At 43.0% G+C, this 23,051-nt stretch carries 23 protein-coding genes; 10 read left to right on the plus strand and 13 right to left on the minus strand.

Features of this window, described 5'->3' with window-relative positions:
• The first annotated feature begins 48 nt into the window (after window positions 1-48).
• Window positions 49-1,977, plus strand: a complete 1,929-nt coding sequence (locus AC1DSE_RS01935; protein ID WP_477512469.1) for an ABC transporter substrate-binding protein — start codon at window positions 49-51, stop codon at window positions 1,975-1,977.
• 80 nt (window positions 1,978-2,057) lie between these two features.
• Here AC1DSE_RS01935 and AC1DSE_RS01940 read toward each other — a convergent pair whose 3' ends face one another.
• Window positions 2,058-2,906: a helix-turn-helix transcriptional regulator gene (locus tag AC1DSE_RS01940; RefSeq protein ID WP_339206102.1), complete on the minus strand. Its 849-nt coding sequence runs from the start codon at window positions 2,904-2,906 to the stop codon at window positions 2,058-2,060.
• A gap of 247 nt (window positions 2,907-3,153) precedes the next feature.
• Here AC1DSE_RS01940 and AC1DSE_RS01945 point away from each other — a divergent pair, with 247 nt between their 5' ends.
• The 5 genes from AC1DSE_RS01945 to AC1DSE_RS01965 all read left to right on the plus strand — a co-directional run bounded on the left by AC1DSE_RS01945 (window position 3,154) and on the right by AC1DSE_RS01965 (window position 7,928).
• Window positions 3,154-4,533 (plus strand): ABC transporter substrate-binding protein, encoded by a 1,380-nt coding sequence (locus AC1DSE_RS01945; RefSeq protein WP_441881183.1) that lies wholly within the window; start codon window positions 3,154-3,156, stop codon window positions 4,531-4,533.
• Window positions 4,534-4,612: 79 nt separating this feature from the next.
• On the plus strand, window positions 4,613-5,512 hold the full coding sequence (locus AC1DSE_RS01950; protein WP_076270705.1) for a carbohydrate ABC transporter permease: 900 nt from the start codon (window positions 4,613-4,615) through the stop codon (window positions 5,510-5,512).
• A 16-nt stretch (window positions 5,513-5,528) separates the two neighbouring features.
• Complete coding sequence (locus AC1DSE_RS01955; RefSeq protein ID WP_477527352.1) at window positions 5,529-6,386, plus strand: carbohydrate ABC transporter permease; 858 nt, start codon at window positions 5,529-5,531, stop codon at window positions 6,384-6,386.
• A 40-nt stretch (window positions 6,387-6,426) separates the two neighbouring features.
• A complete protein-coding gene (locus tag AC1DSE_RS01960; protein ID WP_441881185.1) occupies window positions 6,427-7,224 on the plus strand; it encodes a histidinol-phosphatase in 798 nt (265 codons plus the stop codon).
• 5 nt (window positions 7,225-7,229) lie between these two features.
• Window positions 7,230-7,928 (plus strand): MgtC/SapB family protein, encoded by a 699-nt coding sequence (locus AC1DSE_RS01965; protein WP_477527353.1) that lies wholly within the window; start codon window positions 7,230-7,232, stop codon window positions 7,926-7,928.
• A gap of 132 nt (window positions 7,929-8,060) precedes the next feature.
• On the opposite strand, the gene AC1DSE_RS01970 is transcribed toward AC1DSE_RS01965, so the two are convergent.
• The 10 genes from AC1DSE_RS01970 to AC1DSE_RS02015 form a co-directional block, all read right to left on the minus strand.
• Window positions 8,061-9,200 carry a toxic anion resistance protein gene (locus AC1DSE_RS01970; RefSeq protein ID WP_339206099.1) on the minus strand — a complete coding sequence of 380 codons (1,140 nt, stop codon included), beginning with the start codon at window positions 9,198-9,200 and terminating at the stop codon, window positions 8,061-8,063.
• 25 nt (window positions 9,201-9,225) lie between these two features.
• The gene (locus AC1DSE_RS01975) at window positions 9,226-10,914 is read right to left on the minus strand and encodes a vWA domain-containing protein (protein ID WP_477512471.1); all 1,689 of its coding nucleotides are present in this window, start codon (window positions 10,912-10,914) and stop codon (window positions 9,226-9,228) included.
• Window positions 10,904-11,671, minus strand: a complete 768-nt coding sequence (locus tag AC1DSE_RS01980) for a hypothetical protein (RefSeq protein ID WP_477512472.1) — start codon at window positions 11,669-11,671, stop codon at window positions 10,904-10,906. Before AC1DSE_RS01980 ends, AC1DSE_RS01975 begins: the two co-directional genes overlap by 11 nt.
• 533 nt (window positions 11,672-12,204) lie before the next feature.
• Window positions 12,205-12,852 (minus strand): 2OG-Fe(II) oxygenase, encoded by a 648-nt coding sequence (locus AC1DSE_RS01985; protein ID WP_339206093.1) that lies wholly within the window; start codon window positions 12,850-12,852, stop codon window positions 12,205-12,207.
• Window positions 12,853-12,961: 109 nt separating this feature from the next.
• Window positions 12,962-13,900, minus strand: a complete 939-nt coding sequence (locus AC1DSE_RS01990) for a GNAT family N-acetyltransferase (RefSeq protein ID WP_441881189.1) — start codon at window positions 13,898-13,900, stop codon at window positions 12,962-12,964.
• Window positions 13,901-14,389: 489 nt separating this feature from the next.
• Window positions 14,390-14,764, minus strand: a complete 375-nt coding sequence (locus tag AC1DSE_RS01995; RefSeq protein ID WP_441881190.1) for a DUF3221 domain-containing protein — start codon at window positions 14,762-14,764, stop codon at window positions 14,390-14,392.
• Between the two features lie 140 nt (window positions 14,765-14,904).
• The gene (locus tag AC1DSE_RS02000) at window positions 14,905-15,342 is read right to left on the minus strand and encodes a WapI family immunity protein (protein WP_477512475.1); all 438 of its coding nucleotides are present in this window, start codon (window positions 15,340-15,342) and stop codon (window positions 14,905-14,907) included.
• A 162-nt stretch (window positions 15,343-15,504) separates the two neighbouring features.
• Window positions 15,505-16,059 (minus strand): suppressor of fused domain protein, encoded by a 555-nt coding sequence (locus tag AC1DSE_RS02005; protein ID WP_477512476.1) that lies wholly within the window; start codon window positions 16,057-16,059, stop codon window positions 15,505-15,507.
• A 194-nt stretch (window positions 16,060-16,253) separates the two neighbouring features.
• Window positions 16,254-17,495, minus strand: a complete 1,242-nt coding sequence (locus tag AC1DSE_RS02010; RefSeq protein WP_477512477.1) for a hypothetical protein — start codon at window positions 17,493-17,495, stop codon at window positions 16,254-16,256.
• A 204-nt stretch (window positions 17,496-17,699) separates the two neighbouring features.
• Entirely contained in the window at window positions 17,700-18,167 is a 468-nt protein-coding gene (locus tag AC1DSE_RS02015) for a hypothetical protein (RefSeq protein WP_477512478.1), read from the minus strand.
• A 388-nt stretch (window positions 18,168-18,555) separates the two neighbouring features.
• On the opposite strand from AC1DSE_RS02015, the gene AC1DSE_RS02020 reads away from it, so the two are divergent.
• The 4 genes from AC1DSE_RS02020 to AC1DSE_RS02035 are packed head-to-tail and all read left to right on the plus strand — an operon-like array spanning window position 18,556 to window position 20,993.
• The gene (locus tag AC1DSE_RS02020) at window positions 18,556-18,873 is read left to right on the plus strand and encodes an ArsR/SmtB family transcription factor (protein ID WP_430056135.1); all 318 of its coding nucleotides are present in this window, start codon (window positions 18,556-18,558) and stop codon (window positions 18,871-18,873) included.
• Complete coding sequence (locus AC1DSE_RS02025) at window positions 18,873-19,007, plus strand: hypothetical protein (protein ID WP_430056137.1); 135 nt, start codon at window positions 18,873-18,875, stop codon at window positions 19,005-19,007. The genes AC1DSE_RS02020 and AC1DSE_RS02025 overlap by 1 nt, the downstream gene beginning before the upstream one ends.
• The gene (locus AC1DSE_RS02030) at window positions 18,982-20,298 is read left to right on the plus strand and encodes an alpha/beta fold hydrolase (protein WP_477512480.1); all 1,317 of its coding nucleotides are present in this window, start codon (window positions 18,982-18,984) and stop codon (window positions 20,296-20,298) included. Before AC1DSE_RS02025 ends, AC1DSE_RS02030 begins: the two co-directional genes overlap by 26 nt.
• A complete protein-coding gene (locus tag AC1DSE_RS02035; RefSeq protein ID WP_477512481.1) occupies window positions 20,295-20,993 on the plus strand; it encodes a DUF998 domain-containing protein in 699 nt (232 codons plus the stop codon). The genes AC1DSE_RS02030 and AC1DSE_RS02035 overlap by 4 nt, the downstream gene beginning before the upstream one ends.
• Window positions 20,994-21,175: 182 nt before the next feature.
• Here AC1DSE_RS02035 and AC1DSE_RS02040 read toward each other — a convergent pair whose 3' ends face one another.
• A complete protein-coding gene (locus AC1DSE_RS02040) occupies window positions 21,176-22,063 on the minus strand; it encodes a carbohydrate ABC transporter permease (protein WP_076270717.1) in 888 nt (295 codons plus the stop codon).
• 14 nt (window positions 22,064-22,077) lie between these two features.
• On the minus strand, window positions 22,078-22,968 hold the full coding sequence (locus AC1DSE_RS02045) for an ABC transporter permease (protein WP_076270718.1): 891 nt from the start codon (window positions 22,966-22,968) through the stop codon (window positions 22,078-22,080).
• Between the last annotated feature and the right edge of the window lie 83 nt (window positions 22,969-23,051).

Below are 23,051 nucleotides of genomic sequence, written 5' to 3' on the forward strand. Positions count from 1 at the left end.
ATTCTCACTAGTAAAATAATTCTATGTAATCCGTCACGGGGTGTGGTTATGGAATGGCATGAGACCATCACAATATGGAGCCAAACGCCGGTTAAAGTGCTTGATATTCGGCATTTGGCAATGAAGACAGGTGAGGGATTGCAAGCTTACCGCCTTCCAGCAAATGCTTTTATCTTCACTAACCAAGGTGAGGCTAAAATAAGTCTTGATGGAATGGCTGTCGAATCCGCAAATTCCCAGCTGCTGCACGGCGGCAAAGGCGCATCGCTGAATATCAGCTGTCTGAGCCGTCCTTTTGACTACTATCTTATTTTATATAAACCTTTGCGCGGCTTATCTCCTCAATCTACCCAAAGACAAGCTGAACAGCATGCTCCATTTGGGCAGCAATATACTTTTAAAGCAAAACACCCCTTGTCTCTGCTTGCTCTGCTTGAGTCTATGCAGCAGCATTGGAAGCTGAGTGAAGAGCTGGACCGGCTGCAGGTGACAGGCCTCTTCTACCAATTCGTGCATGAGCAGTTCCGCCAGCTGCGTATCGCTGATACTGAAGCTGCCCCGCCAGATCTGGCTGTACAGATCGCTAATTATATTCATGCGCATTATCACGAAACGATCTCCATGGAGATGATCGCGAATATATTTCATTACAGCACACACTACCTCTCCAGAGTGTTTAAACGAAAATATGGATGCAGCCCTATGGAGTATCTCGTTCAGACACGTATGAATCAAGCTAAGTTTTTGCTAAATGAAACAGAGGTGACCATTCGTGATATCGCCTACAGTGTCGGATATGCAGATATGTATTATTTTAGCCGCCTTTTCAAAAAGCAAACTGGCGAAACACCAGCTCAGTTCAAAATGCATAACCTCGGTTTAAAAAGTTCAGTTCGCACAAATTTTATGCCCGAATCGTTCATTGCTCCCTCCCTAGAAGAAGGTTATATTGTTAAAAGTGATAATCATTATCAACAAGATACTTGGAGAGTGGATGAAATGAGTTTTGGTTTTAAGCCTTCTTTTGCTGTAACGCTATTGTTTAGCCTATCGTTGCTGCTTGCTGCTTGTGGTGGTTCAGATTCAAATGTGCAGCAGTCTACGGAGGGCGATAATAAGCAGCAAAGTGAAAGTACAGATACATTGCCGGCAGAGACTAGGCTTTATAAGGATGCATTAGGGCGAGAAGTGACTATCCCCGTTAAGCCGAGCAAGGCTGTCGTCATTACATACGGTGGTTATTTGCTGCCGCTAGGACTAGAGCCAGTTGGGGTCGATCAAGGTACACTTGAACAATATCCAGACACCATGACAGAGGCTGAAAGTATTGGTGATGGACTTGGCAATGCAGAGGCTATATCTGCCCTGCAACCAGACATCATTATACTGCCAGACTATCATAGCGCTGAAATCTACGAAACTTATCAGAAAATAGCTCCAACGGTTGCCGTAGCATGGGGCGGCGATCCAGATGTCATCAATACGCTCCGAGCGATGGGCGATGTCATGAACCGGAAGCCAGAGGCGGAAGCATGGATTTCTACATTCGAGGAGAAGCTTGAGCGTATCCGAGATGAGATCAATATTAATATTAAAGAAGGTACAACCGCCATCACGTTCATTCTTTATAAGGGCGAGGTTCTATTGGGAGGCAAAGGCGGTACTTTGGGCAAGCTGATCTATGAGGATCTAGGCTTCCAAATGCCAGAGCAATTTGAGAAATTTGCAGACGGCGGCGCTGCGTTGTCGATGGAATCTTTGGCTGATCGGCCTGCAGACTATTTCTTCACACAAATGAAGGATGAAGAGCTGGAAGAGATGACAAAGCTATTCCAAGAGCCTCTCTATAAAGCCATTCCCGCAGTAAAAAATAATCGTGTCTTAAACATAACCCGTAATAAATGGAATTATGGTCCTGACCTCGTGGATGAAGCGGTAGATGCGTTAATCGCACAGGTAGAGCAGTCGCAGAAATAAGGTTGAACTATAACTAGCTTAATCTAAAAAAGCCAACAACCGCGCATGATTTGCGTCGGAGTTGGCTTTTTTTTATTGGATTAATTCAATTCAAACTTATAGGCTTGGCGGTATTTGAGCGGTGAATGGCCAGTAATATCTTTGAAAATACGTCCAAAATGCGTCATGCTCTCAAAGCCTACCTTTTCAGCAATATCAGCTATTTTCAAGGTGCTCCCCGTTAAGAGCTGGCGTGCCTCCTTGATTCGAACATTGTTCAAGTACTCTGTGAAGGTGAAGCCTGTGTTCTCCCGAAACATTTTGCAAAAGTAAGAGGAGCTGATGAAAAACCTGCTGGATATGCCCTGAATCGTTTGGTTTTCATGATAATGCTGGTTCAAATAGTCAACGATTTCGAAAATCTTTTTATTGATCGGATTGCTTCCATCATGTTCAGCTGCAGGAAGCGTTGACGTCTTGCGGTAAAGGAAAATAAGCAGCTCGAACAGCAGTGTTTTTAAATAATATTCATAGCCGGGAGGCTGCTTAATAAATTCCGCAATCATTTTATCGAAAAGCTTCTCGATCATGCTTTGTTCTTGGCCGTTTAAGGGCATGAAATTTTTGCCGCTTGAAAAGCTGGATAGCACATGAAAGCTGTCATTGTAAGGAAACATATCCTCAAGGAATTCCTCTTGAAACAACAGCGTAATCCGCTCAAATGATTCTCTGCTTGAATTGACCAGCTTATGAATCTCATTCACATTGATGATCAATAACGCGCCGCCAACCACCTGATAGCTTTTATCCTCGATAAAGTAGCTGATATCACCAGAGACGAGATAGAAGATTTCATAGCCATTATGATAATGACGTGATGGCATGCTTGTGTCAGTTTTTCTCTCACGACTAATATCAAACTTCGCAGCTTCATAAAAATTTGACTCCACAAACATTACACCACCATGTAAAGTAATGAGTTTATATTCAAAGTAATATACGTAGAAAAATGATAAATTAGATAAGATATGTGCTTATAATTCATATTATCATATGCTATATTGGTTAGCAATAAGGCATAACAACAGTGGGTGATGCATAGTAGAACATGCTTTTGGAATGAAATATCAATAATTCGAGTTAGTTTTATTAACATTTTGTAAATGTGGGTTCAAAAAAACGAATACGGGGGTTGTCATGAAAAATCTAATAACGAAAAATCGTTTAGTGATGAGTGCACTTCTTTTGTTTTCCCTTTCTACCACGTTGTCTGCTTGCGGCGGTGAAGCCGGGTCAAAAAATAACAGCAACGGAGGGGTAAAGAACAACGGCAAGGATAAGGTTGAGATCGTTTGGGTAATGGCAGCAGACCCAGACAAAAAGGCATGGCAGGACGCAATGGTTTCGACCTTCGAAGAAAGCCATCCGAATGTTAAAGTGCGGCTTGAGAATATCCCGTACGATCAATTCGATCAAAAGCTGACTACCTTGATTGCCAGCGGCAATGCGCCAGATGTTTGGAATCCTAATCAGGCGGATAGCGGATTTGCTACTTATATGAAGATGGGCGCATTGAAGGACCTTACTCCTTATATTGAGAAAGGGGCTCCCGAGCTCGATACAATGGACCCTAACCTGCTCGATATTTATAAAATCAACGGCAAAAATTACGGCGTTCCGCTCGTAAGCAACGCTACTTATCTTTATTACAACAAGGACTTATTTGATGCTGCTGGCCTTTCTTACCCGACGACCGACTGGGATGATAAGTCTTGGAATTTTGATGCGATGCTCGAAACCGCACAAAAGTTGTCTCATGACGTAGGTGACGCTCGCAAGCAGGTTTTTGGTTTCTCCAGCGCATTAAGCGCAAATGCAATGACATGGCTATTCGGAGGAGATCTATTCAAGCCCGAAGCTTATACATCTGGCGTAATGGGTGAGCCTGATCTAATGAAACCGATTAACGTCGAAGCGCTGCAGTTCAATGTGGATTTGATCAATAAATACAAAGTAGCGCCGGACGCAGAGACAGTAGCCGCATCCGCGCAGCTGGGCGATCCTTTCCTTACCGGCAAAGTCGGAATGTACATCTCCGGCGGCTGGGGACTCGGCTCTTACAAGCAAGCGGATTTCAAATGGGGCGTTGCGGCTGTTCCCTATCATGATGGACGCAAGGTTACCCTTTATGTTGACCCTTGGAGCATCTCAGCAACAAGCAAGCATCCCGACGAGGCTTGGGAATTCGTCCGGCATTTAGCTAATCCAGCTGAAGGCGGCGGCGCCTACCGTTACATGAATGAAGTAGGGAGAACGCCGGCAGACGCGAGCCTATTCAAGCTTTGGTATGACAAAATGGGTGCAGAAATCGGCATGGACCCTGAGGCATTCAAGCAGGTTCACGAAGGCTCGATCAAGTATGGCCGGGAAGCTGAAAACCATTTGATCGTCAAATTCAATACGGTTCTAGAAACGATGAACCAATCGCTCTATCTGGTATGGGGAGGCAAGAAGAGCATAGCCGACGGTTTGAAAGTGTTGAATGATAACCTCCTATCGTTGAATTTGAATCAATAGCAGCCAGAGCTTTAAGTAAATTTCAGCCGAGCGGATGCCCTTCATTAGAAGGCATCCGCCGGCCCAACGGAGGTAGCCCATGAGAAAGCTTTCGCTGGCCATGAAGCGCGAGGAACGGTCGTTTTGGTTTTTCATAGCCCCTTGGTTTATCGGTTTTATATGCTTCACCGGGGGACCGATTCTCGTCTCGCTGCTGCTCAGCTTCACTGATTACAATGTCATCTCGTCCCCGACATTCGCAGGAACAAGCAATTACAGCACGCTGTTCGGAGACCGGCTGTTTTACAAGTCATTGTCCGTGACTCTCTATTACAGCGTTATGGCCGTACCGTTTACGATACTGACATCTTTGATTGTTGCCGTTCTGCTTAATCAAAAAATCAAGGGGCAATCGCTCCTACGCACGCTGTATTACGCACCAAGCATTATATCTGGTGTAGCCGTCTCCTTTTTGTGGTCATGGCTGCTTAACCCGCAGTTCGGTGTCGTGAACTCAGTCCTTTATGATTGGTTTGGCATTCAAGGACCAGGTTGGTTTACGAGCCCGGGTACGGTCGTTCCGTCCATGGTACTCATGCAATTGACGGCATCAGGCAGCACGATGGTGATCTTTCTTGCCGCGCTGCAATCGCTGCCGGCAGATCTGTTTGAAGCCGCATCTATGGAAGGGGCGAGCGGTTTCGCAAAGTTCCGTAAAATTACGATTCCGCTTATTTCACCTGTCATTTTATTCAATACCATTATTAGCATGATCGGATCGCTGCAAATCTTTACGGAAGCCTACGTTATCACGAAGGGAGGGCCGGACTGGAACTCCTATTTCTACGTGTATTATTTATTTGATACTGCATTCAAGCAGTTCCGGATGGGGTATGCCTCCGCTCAGGCCTGGATATTATTCCTGCTTATTTTCGCGCTGACTCTCGTATCGCTGTGGGGCTCCAAAAAATTCGTCCACTATGAATATGACTCGAAGTAAAGGAGGTTCCTTTATTATGAAGCGAAAAAAATCGTACAATCACGGCGATTTGCGTCTGATGGACAAAACAATCATCTATATCCTTCTATACGGAGGCGTTCTATTGTTCGCATTTCCTCTGTTTTGGATGCTCTCCACTTCGCTTAAGACCATCGGCGAAATTCATCGCGTTCCGATGACGTGGTTTCCAGCCCATTTGCAGTGGATCAACTTTAAGCAGATTTTCATCGATGCCCCTATGGCTCGTTTCCTATGGAACTCGGTGTGGTACTCAGCCGTGACGGTAGGTGCAGTCGTATTCTCCTCGTCGATGGCCGCCTTCGCTTTTGCAAGATTGCGGGCGCGCGGAAGTATGCTTTTATTCGGGCTTGTCCTCAGTACGATGATGATTCCGTCCCAAGTCACCTTGATTCCGCAATATTTGCTGTTTACAAAGCTGCACTGGACAGGCACGTATCTGCCGCTCGTGATCCCAGCTTTTACAGCAAGCTCCTTCACCATTTTTCTAATGCGCCAATTTTATTTGGGCATTACCAAAGAATTKGATGAAGCCGTCAAAATCGATGGAGGAAGCCATTTCACGATGTATTTCCGCATCCTAATTCCCCTCTCCATGCCTGCGTTTGCAACAGCGGCTATTTTGGAGCTGATATCGAGATGGAATGATCTATTCGGACCGCTCATTTATTTGAACGATATGACGAAATACCCGGTTTCACTCGGGCTCGCTAATTTTACAGCTGCATACGGGGCAACACCGTGGCATCTGTTGATGGCAGCTTCGCTGGTCGCGATTTTGCCGCTGCTGTTCATTTTCTTTTTTGCTCAAAAGTATTTCATTCAAGGAATCGTTGTATCCGGCTCTAAAGGCTAAATTAATCTAGTATTCATCACGCATTCATCGGAGGTACTACATGAAGTTTGACTATCATACGCATCATGAACGCTGCGGACACGCAGTTGGTTCGGTCAAGGAATATATCGAAGCAGCAATAACACAGGGATTAGATATTATCGGCATCTCGGATCATACGCCATTTTTTGCAATTGCTGAGGATCGTCCTTCCTTAACTGGCAGCATGGCAAAAAGCGAGTTTCCAGCTTATATTAAAGAGGTCTTGGAGCTAAAGAAAGACTATGAAGAAAAAATAGAGGTGCTGCTCGGCATCGAAGCTGATTTTTTACCTGAACATCTGGATTTATACCGCTCGGTTATCGCTTCTTATCCTTTTGATTATGTTATTGGCTCTGTGCATGAATTCGCCGGTATCGGCATATACGATTCAGAGTATTGGGAAGGCTTGACTGCAGCACGTAAATTGGAAGTGAAAAATTTATTTTATGATTATATCGCTCAGTCCGCCAAGTGTGGATTATATGATATTTTAGGTCATGTCGATTCATTGAACCGCTACTTCTACGGTTATCCAGAGCTCCGCACAGAAGCTGCCGACGTCACGTTGAAAGCAATCGCTGCTAGCGACGTCGTCATCGAAATCAATTCTTCCGACAACAATTGGGTGCCGGATGGCTATTTCCTAGAACGCGCGCTCCATTATGGGGTTAAGGTGACCTTCGGCTCCGATGCGCACCAGCCCGAACGTGTAGGCGAGCATTTCTCGGCCATCGGCAGCCATTTATATGAAATTGGGTATCGAGAATGGGCCATATTCCGCAAACGCGAACGGTTGATGGTTCCAATTAGTCGGTGATCGCCTTGGATAACCCGTGGGTTATTGACCATGCCACCATCCTAATCCGGTTGTCTCTAGCCGTATTTCATGGCGGTCTCATCGGCTTCGAACGGGAGCAGCAAAATCATCCGGCTGGGCTCCGCACGCATATTCTGGTTTGCCTCGGCTCTTCGATGATCATGCTGCTGTCCATTTACGGCTTCGCTGAATTTGCGGGAGAGCCCAACGTACGGATTGACCCGGCGCGGCTAGCAACGGCTGTCATTACCGGCGTCGGCTTTCTCGGAGCCGGCACGATTCTATTCACAGGCAAGTCTATTACGGGACTGACAACAGCCGCTTCCTTATGGGTCGTCGCAGCCATTGGGCTGCAGATCGGTGCGGGCTTTTATTTCAGCGCAGCGGCARGAACGATTCTTGTGTTCATCACATTATGGGTTTTCAATAAAGTGGAGCACCGTTTTCTGAAGAGCAAGAAGGTTAGAAAGCTTACCATTCAGGCGGAGACAGAAGAGGAACTGCTGGACATCGTCACCCAGAGGCTTGCCAGCCGCTCGATTATGACGCAAAAAATGATGCTGCAGCGGATACGTCCATCACTTGATATGCCGCTATGCTGGGAAGTAAAGCTTGATATCGTCGTTCCAAGAACCATGGAGCCGAAGGAAATCGTAGCCGAAATGAAACAAATCGGCGGAGTCGTTGCTGTCAGTTTTGAATAGAATAATAAGCAGCTAAACACCCCCGGCGGTTATCGCCGGGGGTGTTTGTACGTATTTGCAAATTAATTGATGCATTTACTAGTATATCAACTCTTTTAATTAGAGGGGCGTCTCCCCTCCTCATCGTGCAATTTACAAGCCTAACTTTTGCCCCTTCTCCAGCCGCAAAATTCTGCTCTCTCCCTCATTTGCCAGTTCTCTGAACTGACTAATGGTTTCACGCATACGAGGAAGCGCCTCCTGCTTATAGGTGCTAATTGAATCTAACGCCGACAGCACATCAACAAAAGCCTGTTTCATCGTGTCGACTGAAATATTTGTTTCAAGTGATTGCTTATGGATCGCTGCGCCTTGGTCTTTCAGCATTTTTGAAGTGCCGCTGATGAGAGTGTCCGTGGTTTGATTGAGAAGCTCAATCTTTTTTAGTACAATCCTTTGATTGTAGAGTGCGCTGGCCACTGTGACTGAAATTTTCAGGGCAGAAACGGTAACGTTCCTTGCTCTGTCTACCCCTCTCATAAGCTCCTTATTATTTCTCATGACAACTTCAATTGCCATAATCCCTTGTTGATTAACGACCAGCATTTGCTGCAAATCCATGAGACGCTGGCGCAAAGGAAACAAAACTTCCTCTGTGATGAACAGGATTTTGTCTTCAGATTCTTGACGCAGTTTAGCTGCTTCGATCTGCGATTCAATTTCCGAATCCATTAACACACCCAGTTGGATCTCCTTTTGAAGCTTTTTAGTGAGCTCCCTGAGAGCATGCTGCTCAATTTCCAAGGTTGTATTATCATTTTTCAATACCGTTTTTCCCTTATCCAAAGAAATTATGATGTCCGAAATGACAGCATCTGCTTTCTGGTACTTTACAAAATAACGCCGCAAAGGGTTAAACAACATGCCTAAAACGCCACTTTTCGCAAAATCTATGACGCTGGGATCTAGATCTTTTAACTGAAGATGCAGCTCCGCCAAGCCCTTGGCTACCTGCCCGCCTTCATCCCCTGTTTTTGATAAGTTCCCTACAGAAACCTGCAAAAGAGCATTTTTCTCCGAGGATGACCGCATGGAGCTCATCCCGAAGCTATCGATGGATTGCAAGACCGCCCTCCGTTTCTCCAATGACTCGATATCCAATGCCAAAATCGTAGAAACATTATTTAAAGCCAGCTCCTTCAGCTGCGTTAATTCCTCTGGCTCGGGCTTAACCTGCTCCTCCATTGCTGATTTCAGTTTTTCCTCACTAATCACTTCCATAGAAAATGACATTGAAGCCCCTCCTCATTGATAATCCTTACATTTGAACGTTGAGCAAATTGCTGATTTTATAAACAACATCCTCTGTATCTGCGTTAATGCTGGCCGCCTCATTGATGCTCGAAATACTTTGAAGCGCCTTGATGTTCGCATTGTAACCTATCGTGTAGATCGGGATCTTGTACGTCTCAATCAGTCCTCTAATATCTTTAAGCGAATGCCCTTCATTCGTTTCCCCGTCGCTGAGCACAAAGATTAGCGGCTTCACATCCGGATTCAAGGCTATCTCATCCTGAAGCATTTTCATTGCCACCACAATACCGTCAAAAGTAGCTGTTCCTCCACTGGCTTGAAGGCTGTCTATGGCCCCAACGAACATCGACTGCTGATTCGTGTCATACTTCCCTATAGGAAGATTAATGGCCACATCACTGGAGTAAGAAACGAATCCAATACTGTTGTCCCGTCCCAAAAACTTTTGTCCTTTCAGCAGCGATTCCTTCAAACGGTTTAATGGCTCACCACCCATACTCCCTGATACGTCTGCTACAAACACAGCCGCAATCGGTTTACTCCCGTTCTTCTTCTCCTTCCACAGCTTCTGGGCAGCAGACAGAATACTGCCATCCACCGCTTCAAGCTCAGACTTATAGTCATTGAGGCCATTAAAACCCTTTTGCTCCGCTAATTTCTGATATTTTTCTTGTTCCACAAAATCGGCAAACTTCTGAATAATGTCGAGCTTATCCTTTGGCAAATCACCTAAAGCATAAAGCGGGCTGTCATGCCTGACACCGAAAGGGGTGAAAACATAACCCGCTTTGAAATCTGTTGCGTTCACAAAGGTTTGATACTCAAGAACAAAAGCATCAAGCATACCTGTCTTAGCTGCCTCACGCATTTGCAGCGTGGTAGAAGCAATAAAAGGTACATTTGCCTGGAACTTCTCAAAGCCTTGAACCGCTTTCTCCCCAAGCAGATTGGAGCTGTCAAAGGTTCCGAGGGCAGTCACCAGAAAGTTTAGCCCTGTAGAACTGGCAAATGGATCTGTATACCCCATAGCCAGCTCATTATCCGCGATAGCATCAGTTACTGTTTTTAAATTCAGAGAACCGTATTTATCGACCAGCTCATCATATTTCGCCTTCGTTGCTACAATGCCAGTAACATTGCCAACAAGACGCTTAGAGACCAGCTCAGCTTGGATGCCATCCACTTTCACCATTTCTCCCCACAGCTCGTTGGAAGGAGTAAAAGCATCCGGTATATATTTGCCTGATCTGATATAATCGGTAGCAGTTCCCGAAGCAATATTACGGATCATGACCGAAACCGGCTTTCCATTTACCGTCGTATTGGATTTATTGAATTCTTTAGCCACCTCGTTTAACCAGCCATCAACACCCGTTCCTGATTTCTCTGTGGATGAGAAAATCTCTACAAAGCTGTCCGTTGTATTCGTTACTGAAACCGGAAACTTCGAAATATCGGGTAAGGAATCACCAATTGACGCGGGATCGAGATCGATTTGACCCTTGATTGGCTCTATCGTTTTCACAGACACATCTTTATATAATTTATCAAGCTTTTTTGCTGCATCTTCCGTCGTGATCTGCGTCTTTGTTTTACCTAAATTTGAAGTTAAGCTAATGCCCAAATAAACAAGCAAAAAAACAGACACTGCAATAGCTCCTATCACTACAAAAGCTTTCCCCTTACCTGCCATATCCGTCTCCCTCTCCATGCTTATATAATTTAGTCTGCTTGATTAATATATCGATTTCCTTCATGCATGACATTTCCTCAACATCTCTGTAGTCGGTACTGTTTAACAGCGATATTTCCAATAATAATTTATCTAGCTTAAGCAAAATTTCTTCATTCGCACGAAGATAACCCGTCACGTAGGATAAGTACTCCTTGTATAAATTTGTTTTTTCCTGTACTAGCTTGTTAGATAGCCCCGCGGGTTGTTGTTGGCCTGTGAAGTTGGCGTATCCAGAGGCATTGAATACACTAAGCTTATTGAGAATACCTCTAATATTAAGATAGAACAGCTTCTCAACCTCATAAATAACCGAATCGAACTTCTTATAGCTTAATTCCGTCTGATCAAATCGCTGGCTCAGAACCTCGGTCAAGGCGGTCTTCTTCTTATCTATGCGTTCCAGCTGATCCAAAGCAAGAGCCATATCATTTTTAAGATCTTTTGCATGTCGATACGGTTGAAGCGCTGCAATATAATCCTCACGCGTTGTAATGTTTTTTACAGGCAGCGCAACTGGCGGTTTAAAAAGCAAACTATAACTCCCATATAACATAACAAGAAGGCTTACAACCAATAACGTTACGCCTGAAGCCGTTTCAAGTACACTTTCACCTCCTATTTCCACACCTAGAAGCCCAGGTGACAACACAACAATATTCAGAATCGCAACACCGCCAATAAGCCCAAACAGCTTCAAAAATCTCCCGTTATCCAACGTTCACACTTCCCCTGCTATTACAGTAACTTACTCCAATTCAACTTTTTAAGAAGCATCGTTATCAACACAGCTACATCGTTAAAATATAGATATTAAACTCCTTATGCTTAATTTTATCAGAGAATAACCGAACAAGCTCCTAAATCTTACTAATTTATCCGTTTGAATTTATAAATGGAAAAAAGAGATGCCTGAAGGTCTCTTTGTTATTGGATTTATAAGTAGGAGAAAGTTAAATTCTTTTTGCCCGAACCCACAATGATCTGCTGCCTAGAGGCATTAGAAAGCTGAAGCTGTAATACCTGTTTAAAGTGACTTACGAGGGTATTAAGTGATGTAATCAACCTATTCATTAAAAATTAAAATGGCTGCTTAATAAGTGAAAAAGCAAAAACCCCGACCTCTTATGGTCGGGGTTTCACATTGTGGAAGCGAACTGCGCCAAAGTACAACGACAATTCGCCTCAGCGCAATGATTTGATTGCTGTGAGTAGTATGATTCCTTATATTCATTGCTTCCAAATCACTCTTTATGAAATGCGCAGCGCCTGTCTTCTCATCCACATCGTCGCGACCCACTTTTCACCTTTAATCACCGGTGTACCTGCATGCAAGGTGAAATCATTTATTTCATTATTGTTATAAAAATATTCAAAGTAAACAGCCATGCCTTTGTTAGGAAAAACTGAAATATTAAGCAGAGGGAACGCCGTTTCTCCGCCTTCCTCCACATCATTCAAATACATTATAAGCGTACTAATTCGATTGTTAGCACTTGCTCGATTTGTTTCTGCGAAAAAATCATAATGTGGCTGATACTCTTGGCCAGGGGTATATAGCAAAACTTGCAAGCCGTCGCCATGCTCAATGGGAATATTCATAATTTGAGAGAATCTTTTTTCGATTTTTGTAATCGTCTCATTCTCCTCACAAAATACTCCACTGCTCGTTCTAATTTGGTTCTCTGCACGATCTCCACTTATTTTTGAACGCTGCAATTGTTCCCTAGAATGTCTAATTAGCTCATCGCATTCCTCATCGCTAAGCACATTTCCTAGTACGACAACCAATGGCTCCTCATACTTGGCAAGAATACGAATCTCTCGATCTTCTGTCTTAATTGTATTTCCAGCATGATCAAATATTGTCCGCTCTTTTTCCGTCGTATCCCCTATCATTCTTACACAGCCCCTATGGTATGACATTCACCACAAAATACCATACCATACATTTCAAGTATTTACTTTAAAAAATCAGAAAAATCGAAACAATCAAACGGTCACCCCGCTATGGTTGCGCAGGTATATACATATTTTGTATCTCCTGTACTCCGGGCACGAACCCGAGATTAAAATAAACAGATTCTGCATCATTACCTTCCATCACATACAATCGTAGAATTGAATATTTATTTTTCAGCATACTCAGCGCTCTTTGCAGCATAAGTGTAGCCAGCCCTCTTCCTCTATGAGCAGGTATTACACCGATACTATATACTGCTGCCATGTTATCTTGTAGACAAAGACGACAATTGGCAATGAGCTGACCAGAGTTCTTATCATAGATTAGTGTTGAAGCCTGAACTAATATGTCATTCGAATAATTAGGATCTTCATTTGGAATAAAATCTTCTAAAGAAAACTTTTTTCTCCTTACTGCTTCAAATCCGCCTTTAAAGCTTTCATAGTCACAATGAGCAATGTCATCTTCATTGATGAATCGCTTAGCTCCCATCTCGTTTTCTTCAATTTGGGGACTTTTAATAATTAGATTATCATCCCAGATCACTTCGAAATGATCTGTAGGACGCTGCATCCAACGGCATCTGAATTCATCCGCCCAGAAGCCTGCCCTCGCAAATAATTGAACTTGATCTGGAAGAACCTCAAAAGTCTTAATTGGCTGCGTTCTGTCAGACCAATGCATTACTATTTTTTTAAGCAGCTTCAATATCTTGAATGCATCATTAAAAGGAGGAATAAAAAACAAATGGTAGATTACGTTGGGCGCCATTCTTACACCACCGATTTTATTCTCTCCCTTATAAATCCAAAATGAATTTCTTCGCGATGCTGCATAGCTTTCTTCTCTAAAAAAACCATTATATTGCATATTATAATATACAGAACAATACAATCCCCATTCTTCTGGCTCCGCCTTCCGAATAGAATATTCCTTCGATAAATCATAACTAATGGTATCCATAGACCAATTGTTTAATTGCATACTCCATACCTCCTTGTAAATTCTCAAAATAATAGAATGAAAACACGAATTACTGCCGTTTGATACCTCTCCACAAGACATCCGAGAACGACAAAAAGACCACAGATGAACATAGCTTCATCTGCAGCCTCTAATCTCCTAAGCGATCCCTATTCACAGGAATGAATTTCATTATACCTGATATAAGAATACAATTACCGCGCACATAAGTCGCGTTAGAGTAAGGGCGTATGATATTGCTATTGTTCTTAATGTACGAGTTCAGCCAAATAGCAGGTATGCAGATCATAACTGCGATCACCTCCAATTAAGCCAAACCTCATATATTCAGTTATTTTTTCAACTGATTAAGAACAACAATAATCACGACACCATTCACTCCTATCGCATGCTTATTTGCCTATATTACCAACGAGAATGCCTATTTTCAATTTACTAAATAATTATAAAAGATTTCTACCTGTATTTTATCCTACAGATAGCAAAAACTTAATGACCTATAATCTGCCTAGTGTTCTGCCTTTCTATTTTACCAGCTATAATTTGTGGGGGATAAGATTGCATTACAACATATTCACCATTATCATTCGTTTTGGGAGTTACATTAACTGATTCACCTATCGCCAGCTCGTTGTAGAGCAGAGTATCCTCAACAATATAATTTATTAATTCAATATCATTCTTTTTAAATGTTTCAAAGTCCATACTTTCTGCATCTTTCCAAGAGATGTCCTTCGCTACTAAGATTTTTTGCTCTTCCTTTGCAATAATGTAATTCCCCTTTTTGTCGTCTGACGAGGAACTGCAACCAGCAAATACACATACGAAAATTGCTAAGGCTACTCCTAATACTAACTTTTTCAACATTTTCACCCCTATTCAGTATAACCTTTAGACGAAAATGCAAGTGAAATGTTACGAACGAATACAATTTCAAGCTTTTGTTTCCGCTGATTTATCAATACGTCATCATATTTCATACTTAATCACTATTGCCACTCGGTTCAACATTCATGTTGTATCCCTTTTAAACCACCATGATGATTCACTATTTCTTCTAGTCCTTCGACCGTCTCTCCGAAAAAAATTTGCTCGCTTTCGATTTCAAATTTCATCTCATTATCTTGATGTGCAAATTCCTTGAAATAACCTACTATTGAGATTTGCCTTCTATTAATAAATTTAACTTTGAGCTCTAGGTTTGCTTCAGTAGAACAAAATGTTGCCAATCCCTTTAACTCCGCCCAACATTTAACCAACTGATTGTAGAACTCATATGTTTCACCAGTTGTAAACCATAACTCACCCTTTACGTAATAGTTTCCGCTCTTAATTTCTGCGATTCCCTTTACATCATAACCACCAAAAGGGCTTGTCATATTCGGAAACCCGAATACTTCATCTAAAGAGATTTGTATGAAACAACCCTGTTTACCCCTCATAACAAATTGGTATATCAGAATCAACCCATTTCGTAGTAACTTATTTCAGTTCTTTTAATTAGTCTGCTAGTAAGCTTCATATAAAATGAGAGCAGGTTCCGCAGCGCCTGCTCATTAATATGTTCTATTCAACTAACTTTACCCACCCTCGTAATAAAAAAATCATTTAAAGGCTAAGTTCTTTCTCTTAACATTGTATAAATCGAATCCTTCAGTAAACCAAAATTCCTGTAAACCTACTTCGTTATACAATTCAATCTCTTCTCGGTAAATCGGGTACATCCCAGTTAAAAATATAGGCTTGTCAGTTGTTTCAATTCTTGAGGTTACATTGTCTATTATTGAAGGTGCAAACGCAAAAAATCCAACCATATCAGATTCTTCGCTTACTGGTTCATCAAATATAAATAAATCGCCAAATGAAAATCTCTTAATACCTCTTCTCTCTGCAACTAAGTGAGCTATAGCAAATCCCCATGAAGGGTCGTTTGTCTCTAAACTCAATATTAATTCAGGCTTTCCCCCTACCCATTCTGAATGGTCTGCTTCCGAAAGCCCGTAGGTAATAAATGTCATCATACCTTCTTCTGGTAAGTCGTTATATATAAATAAGTGTATTGGATTACCATCACCAATTGAATTTATCCTTTTTATTTGATATTCATCTCCGAATGTTGCTTCGATATGTTCCAGAAATATTTCAACATTATTTTTCATAATTCCCTCCGTGTAACTTACAGTTTATTTTTTCACTAACTTAGATATGAAGGTATTCATCATAAATAGACCATTTTCTTGTTTTGTGTTTCAAGTAACTGCATAGCGTAATGAAGCAGCCGATCATTACAATCGGCTGCTTCTATTTTTTTATTGAACTATTGTGTCCCGTTAATTCTATGACACTGTAACATCTACCAAGCTGATGCGTTCATTCTGGCAATCTCATCGGTTAGTCCCAGTCTGGTCATTTCTTCTACCATTACTTTTTCGACTTCCTCGCTATGAAAGCCCATTGCGTTAAATGTACGTATCAATGCTAGTTTGCCAGCATAGGTAGCCCGCTTTAAATAACCCTGCAATTCTTCAGCTTCCAAATCATCATCCACCAGAAGTGTTTCGTGTTGCCGACCTTCATCCCCAGGATGTACATTGGTTACCCCTAGTCCATCAGGAGTAGCGACAACGATTCGTTTTTCCCTCGCTGCTTTCACTCGATCAAGGTATGTATATGGATGATCGATTTTTGGTAGGTTTAGCGCATCTACCAGTCTGGACATGACCTTACGGCGATTTTCTTGATCTTCCTCGGTTGGTGCCCATTCATATTGCGCTTCCTCTTCCTCTTGTAAGTAGTTTTGGTAGGCCTCATCACTTTCAAACGACATATATATAAAAGTACTGTCAATAGCAATTACGCTCAAAAACTCCCTAATATTGTTGGCAATGACTTCTCCAGCTTCATCCCCACCCATTGGGGAAACTCTTACAATAGGGGCATTATTTAAATCCGGAACAGATCCGAATTCCGTTAAGAAGCCGTAGTGTTCGCCATCTCCACCCGTCCACCCAAACGAAATGATATCCCAAGGAGTATTCCCATACTCGCTCTGGTAATAACCGCCGTAAAAGCCGAGCTCGTCCCATAACGATAGTCCTTCTTCTTCAAGTTCCTTATCTAAGGAGTACAGGTCGCTGAATATATCCAGATCAGAATATTTTCCGTAATTGATCTGCTCACTTTCTTCTGCACTCATTGTATTCTCTGCTACAGTTTCTTGCTTCGCTTGCCATGCGAGCAATTCCTCCCTGTCTTCATCTGTGACCTCGCCAGGGTTTGGAGATGTTGTAATCATAACTTTACCTGTCCCAGCATTAAAAACGATTTCTGAATCTGTTAAACCACTTAATCGTTTGGAGTGAATATAAATATGCCCATCAACTAGTCGAAGCGTATCTTCCCACTCATCATGCATATAGGTCGTACCACTTCCATTTAATGTTTTGTAAGAGATAGCTAATGATCCATCTTTTTCGTGATTATAAGTCCAACCCATGGCAGTAAGTACCGAATCAAGAGGAAGATACAATCTTCGTCCCTCTATAAAAGGTTTGTTAGTAATAAGAATTTCATTCCCATCAACGTAAATATCCACTTGCTTTCCTGCCTTCTGTATATTCTCAGGGGGATTGGGTCTATCGCCACATCCACTCAGTATGCCCACGATTATGTTAAGGACAACTACCACTAATACTAGTTTCTTGACCGTCATTTCTTCTGTTCGCACATACTAATCCCCTTAGAAACGATCTCTTTTTCTATATTTTCGTCAGATAGTTAGATTATTCTGCCTGTTAGCTTAGTCGTAAATTTTTCTGAGATGAGAGCTATATTGCGCTTCCTCAAAAGTCATAATAGGGATCTCATCAAGCCAATTAACTTTTGAACCAATTCCTTCGCATCCCTGAAGCATATCCTCCCTTGTACTCATATCAATACCAAGTTTCTTCCAGATAATGTACCCATCCGCTTTAATTACATTTGCAACAATTACTGTACACGTTAAATCGCAATCATCTGGGCACATTAGTACTGGTAAAACAACCTCTTTGCTTACTGAATTGAACCTTTCTTTAATACATTCTTTCTCTTTCAAATTGTAGACCCATTCAATAATTGTTGGGACCATGCCTAGAAGGTTATTTGAAGGATAGTAATTATGAAGCAATAAATCCAGAGGAGTACCATCAATGACAATAGTGTGATGTTCAACTTTACAATACTCACTCTTCATCGTTACGACTTCAATTTTATTTACCAGTTCCATTGTTTAGACACCTCACTTTAAACAATTACCACGAAATAATGCACTACGATTTGCTCCGCTAACCTATCCGTTAGTTCAAACGACCCCCTATTTTAAAATCGCAGATGGGATAGGCGGTGCAAACTCATATCACCAGCCACGAGTATATCTCTTGTTTTTAAACCCCGATTCAAAACATGCAACGTTAAATAATTCGCTTTGGCGACTTCAATATCCTTCCAGTTAAAATGCTATCTCCTCCAATATAAATCTCCAATAGTGTAACGGTAGATTGAATTATTCGACATGTATTACGACTTACCAACCAATGTATGAGTTTTTAAATTTATTATATACGTTGACACGTATATACACTTAAGTATATATTGAATGCATGAACACAAACACTATGCAATTAACATTACTTACACTCGCCGAGCCGAACCGCTTTAACATTGTTGAGTTATTAAAAAAAGCACCACGATCGGTGAGCGAGATCGTCCAAGCGCTCAATATCGGTCAACCGCAAGTGTCTCGCCATCTACGAATTTTGAGCGAGGCTGGGTTGGTGCGCTCCCGCAACAAGGCACAACAGCGAATATATAGCCTCGAAGCAAAGCCCTTTCAGGATCTGGATGCGTGGTTTGACTCATTTAGTATCCTTTGGGAAGAGCGTCTCGATCATTTTGAGGATTATATGCTCGACTACAAAAAAAAGGAGGATTAATGCTAGCCTTTTATCTCAAGCGTTATCGCAGCAATGTTCGAAATCACCAAGCCATTTGGAATAATCGATTTGACGCACTAGAAAATGATCTAAAAAGGATGAATGAAGATGCGATCAAAAACAAAAATCCATAAAAACCGGGAACTTCGTGAGCTTACCATCGAACGGATATTAGCATTGCCTCCCAAGCTTGCTTGGGAAGGTTGGACAAAACCGGAACATATTACGCGTTGGTGGGGCCCTAAATTATGGACAACCACCGTCTTTGAAATGGATGTAAGACCCGGCGGTATTTGGCGTTATAGCCTCAAATCAGATGACATTATCGGGGAAGAGGCTTTCTGCAAAGCTGTTTATCAAGAGGTTACTGAACCCTTTACACTAGTATATACCGACTCGTTTACCGACAAAGACTGGAATGTCGTAGAGAACAGCGAGATGCTAACGACTGTTCAATTCGAGCAAACAACAAATGGCACAAAGCTTAGTATCGTCACACGATTCGCAAGTGCCGAGGAATTGGAAAATGCCGAAGCAATGGGTATGATTGAAGGCTTCAATGATGCATTTGACCGACTTGAAGAATACTTAGAAACGTCGACGGGAGGAATTATGGATACAGTTACTTCAAAGGATGGAACAAAGATCGCATATGAAAAGCTAGGAAATGGACCTGCCGTTATCCTAATATCATCGGCCGTTGCCGACCATAGCGATGCAGCCCAGCTTGCCCAGCTGCTTGCAACTCATTACACCGTTTACAACTATGATCGCCGTGGCCGCGGTCAAAGCTCTGATGTCGCGCCTTATTCCGTCCAACGTGAAATCGAGGATATTGAGGCTCTAATCCATAAGGCCGGCGGCAATGCTTGCCTGTTTGGAAGCTCGTCCGGCGCTGTGTTAGCCCTTGAAGCAGCGAGTCGATTAGGAGAACTGGTGTCGAAGCTGTATCTTTACGAACCGCCGTTCATTATTAATGACAGCCGTAAACCCTTGCCTACAGAATATGTTCACCATTTGAACACGCTAAACCAAGCAGGCAGACGCAGCGAAGCGGTCGAATACTTCATGTCGGAGGCTCTCGGTATTCCGGAAGAATATATTGGCTACATGAAAGCCGATCCTTCTTGGCAGGCGATGGAAAGCATGTCTCACACAATTGCCTACGATGGCATGATTATGGGTGACACGCAAGCCGGCAAACCGCTTCCAACCGACCGATGGAAAGTAAATGTTCCCACGTTAATTATGACAGGAGAGAACAGCGAGCCGCTCTTTCACGAGTCAGCCAAAGCACTTACCGAACTGCTGCCTTTTGTTGAATCCCAAACGCTGCCCGGACAGGATCATTCGGCAGTCGTGATGGCTCCGAGCATTCTAGTGAAGACGATTGTCGATTATGACATCGTCCGAGAAGAAAAATGACGAGATTATTGCCATTAGAGAATACGAAATCAGCTAAACCACTATTGATTGCAAAACCTATTTCCTCGATGTCATCTAATGCCGCACGATTGTCTATCGTCTCTGGATCACTCTTCATCTTGATCTTGGGTTGTCTACACCTCTTAGAGCCTGAATTCGATCCGACTTGGCGTTTTATCAGCGAGTATGCATTAGGTAACTTCGGCTGGATGATGCATTTTGCATTTATATTGCTCGCTGCAAGTATTATAAGCGCCGGAATTGCAATCTTCTCACAAATTCGTAGCGTCTTGGGGTATATCGGGCTCGTTATCCTTGGACTAAGTGTCTCAGGTATCTTAATAGCAGGCATTTTTGTGACCGACCCTATATCGGTGAGTCCGGATGCTGCAACGTTCAGCGGTAAAATACATGCCATTGGCGCCACGCTCGACTATTCGCCTGTCGCCGCCCTCTTGATCAGCTTTGCATTGGCACGCAATGAAGCTTGGAGACCCATTCGCGGACGACTGTTAACCACCAGCGGAATTATGTTTGTTTTAATGGCGCTATTTATAATTCAAATTCCGCAAGATGGACAGTTCACTCCTGACGTACTTGCAGGTTTATTCGGACGAATCTTAATCGTATCCTACCTTGGGTGGCTTTTGGTCGTCGGGTTTCACGTGCTCAAGCTGCGCAAGCAGAGCTTATAATAACAGATTTACCCTACTAGCATGAACAGAAAAATCAAAAAATCCGACCTCACGAGGTCGGATTTTTTCATGGTAATGGTGGCGAGCCATGACTGTGCAAAGCCATAATTCGCCGAAGTGTGCTGCTAAAACTGTTTGATGAGTGGAATGACCAGTGGCACGTCCTCCTCACAGGCACAGCCTTACTCTTTTACCGCGCCCAGCATAATACCGGAAACAAAGTACTTTTGCAGGAAAGGATATACGATCAGCATTGGTACCATAGCTATAAAAACCTTGGCCGCATTTAGCGTTCGATTAGACAGCTCGGACAGCTTCTTATATTGTTCAGGAGTCAGATTGGTGCCAACTGGAATGTTTACGACCAGCTGCTGGATATAGGTTTGAAGCGGATATTTAGCCGCAGTGTTCATTAGCACTAACCCATTAAAAAACTCGTTCCAATGATAAACGCTAAGGAATAACGCTACTGCAGCAAGTACAGGAAAGGAGCATGGAATATATACCCGAAACAGCACTGACCAAGGACCAGCACCGTCGACTACCGCCGCCTCATTCAGCTCCTTCGGCAAATTGCGGAAGAAGTTCATAATCAGGATCACGTCGAATACCGGCACTCCTCCGCCAAGTACTAACGCCCAAATCGAATCGATCAAATGATAGTTTTGAATAGTGAGATACCACGGAATCAAGCCCCCGTTAAACAGCATGCAAAAGACAAGAATCCACATAAAGGTATTGCGCATTTTAAAATCCCTCTTAGGCCTTGCCAGTGGGTAAGCCATTAATACCGTCATCAGCAAGGCAAAACCTGTACCGAGCACGGTGCGCTGAATGGAAATCCAGAACGCGTTAAAGAAGAGGGCGTCATTAATAATTTCCTTATACGGCGTCAAGGAGAAGCCAATGGGATAAAGCGTAACCAAGCCTGCATTAGCAGCGGATTTTTCGGAAATCGATACACAGAAGGTGTACCAAAGCGGGTAAATACAGCTAATAAGCAAAAGGCCGAGGACGACGATATTGGCAATTTCAAACGTCCGTGAGCCTAACGTTGTATTTCTGACCAATGCAGCGCCCTCCCTCAGAATACCGTGTAATCGGCATAGCGATACGCCAGACGATAGGATATGAATATCAGCACAAAGCTAATGACCGACTTGAACAAACCTGCCGCCGTCGCGAGCGAGAATTGAAGATTTTGCAAACCCAGTCGGTACACCCATGTATCCAAAATATCTCCAGTTGAATACACAAGCGGGTTATAAAGGTTATACACTTGATCGAATCCGGCGTTCAGCACGTTGCCTAGACTTAAGACGCCCAGCAAGACAACCGTGGTTGACAGTGCAGGCAGCGTGACGTGCCTAATCAACTGCCAGCGATTGGCACCGTCAATGGCGGCCGCCTCATATAGATTGAGATTAATGCCTGTTAACGCCGCAAGATATATAATTGCGTTAAAGCCAAATTCCTTCCACACATCAGTACCGATGATGAGCTGCCGGAATATCCCCGCATCCGCCATAAATAGTTTAGGATCGAAGCCGAACATTCCAAAAACCGTATTAACAACGCCATAATAGCCAAAAATTCCGATTACAATCGTTGACATAATAACCCACGATAGAAAGTGCGGCAGGTAAACGACAGTCTGCACCAGCTTTTTGTAGCGCATGCTGCGAAGCTCGTTCAGCAATATGGCAAAGATGAGCGGAATGAGCAGATTAAGCACGATTTTGCCGATTGCGATGATAAAGGTATTAACAATAACCGTCTTGCTGTCATTAAGCTGAAACATATACTTGAAGTTTTCGAGCCCCACCCACTCGGATTTAAGCAGCCCCGCTCCCGGATTGAAATCCTGAAAGGCCATCAGAATTCCAAACATAGGCACAATACTGAACATCACAAGCCAGACCATACCCGGCAACAGCATCAAATAATAGTGTTTCTGATGGCCTAATTTTCTCACTAAGGCTAGCCTCCCGTCTCCCTATCAGGATAACAAAGCTTGCAAAAGGCACTTAAAACCGACAGCGCCTTCTGCAAGAGTAT

The organism is Paenibacillus sp. 01L418, from assembly GCF_056400045.1.

Bases quoted from the DNA above. Each gene is read 5' to 3' on its own strand.
- AC1DSE_RS01945 (WP_441881183.1), top strand. From the start codon at position 3,154: ATGAAAAATCTAATAACGAAAAATCGTTTAGTGATGAGTGCACTTCTT.
- AC1DSE_RS02005 (WP_477512476.1), bottom strand. From the start codon at position 16,059: ATGAAAAATAATGTTGAAATATTTCTGGAACATATCGAAGCAACATTC.
- AC1DSE_RS02015 (WP_477512478.1), bottom strand. From the start codon at position 18,167: ATGGAACTGGTAAATAAAATTGAAGTCGTAACGATGAAGAGTGAGTAT.
- AC1DSE_RS01985 (WP_339206093.1), bottom strand. From the start codon at position 12,852: ATGATAGGGGATACGACGGAAAAAGAGCGGACAATATTTGATCATGCT.
- AC1DSE_RS01935 (WP_477512469.1), top strand. From the start codon at position 49: ATGGAATGGCATGAGACCATCACAATATGGAGCCAAACGCCGGTTAAA.
- AC1DSE_RS01970 (WP_339206099.1), bottom strand. From the start codon at position 9,200: ATGTCATTTTCTATGGAAGTGATTAGTGAGGAAAAACTGAAATCAGCA.
- AC1DSE_RS01990 (WP_441881189.1), bottom strand. From the start codon at position 13,900: ATGCAATTAAACAATTGGTCTATGGATACCATTAGTTATGATTTATCG.
- AC1DSE_RS02025 (WP_430056137.1), top strand. From the start codon at position 18,873: ATGCTAGCCTTTTATCTCAAGCGTTATCGCAGCAATGTTCGAAATCAC.
- AC1DSE_RS02020 (WP_430056135.1), top strand. From the start codon at position 18,556: ATGCAATTAACATTACTTACACTCGCCGAGCCGAACCGCTTTAACATT.
- AC1DSE_RS01975 (WP_477512471.1), bottom strand. From the start codon at position 10,914: ATGGCAGGTAAGGGGAAAGCTTTTGTAGTGATAGGAGCTATTGCAGTG.
- AC1DSE_RS01950 (WP_076270705.1), top strand. From the start codon at position 4,613: ATGAGAAAGCTTTCGCTGGCCATGAAGCGCGAGGAACGGTCGTTTTGG.
- AC1DSE_RS02000 (WP_477512475.1), bottom strand. From the start codon at position 15,342: ATGAGGGGTAAACAGGGTTGTTTCATACAAATCTCTTTAGATGAAGTA.
- AC1DSE_RS02030 (WP_477512480.1), top strand. From the start codon at position 18,982: ATGCGATCAAAAACAAAAATCCATAAAAACCGGGAACTTCGTGAGCTT.
- AC1DSE_RS01960 (WP_441881185.1), top strand. From the start codon at position 6,427: ATGAAGTTTGACTATCATACGCATCATGAACGCTGCGGACACGCAGTT.
- AC1DSE_RS02035 (WP_477512481.1), top strand. From the start codon at position 20,295: ATGACGAGATTATTGCCATTAGAGAATACGAAATCAGCTAAACCACTA.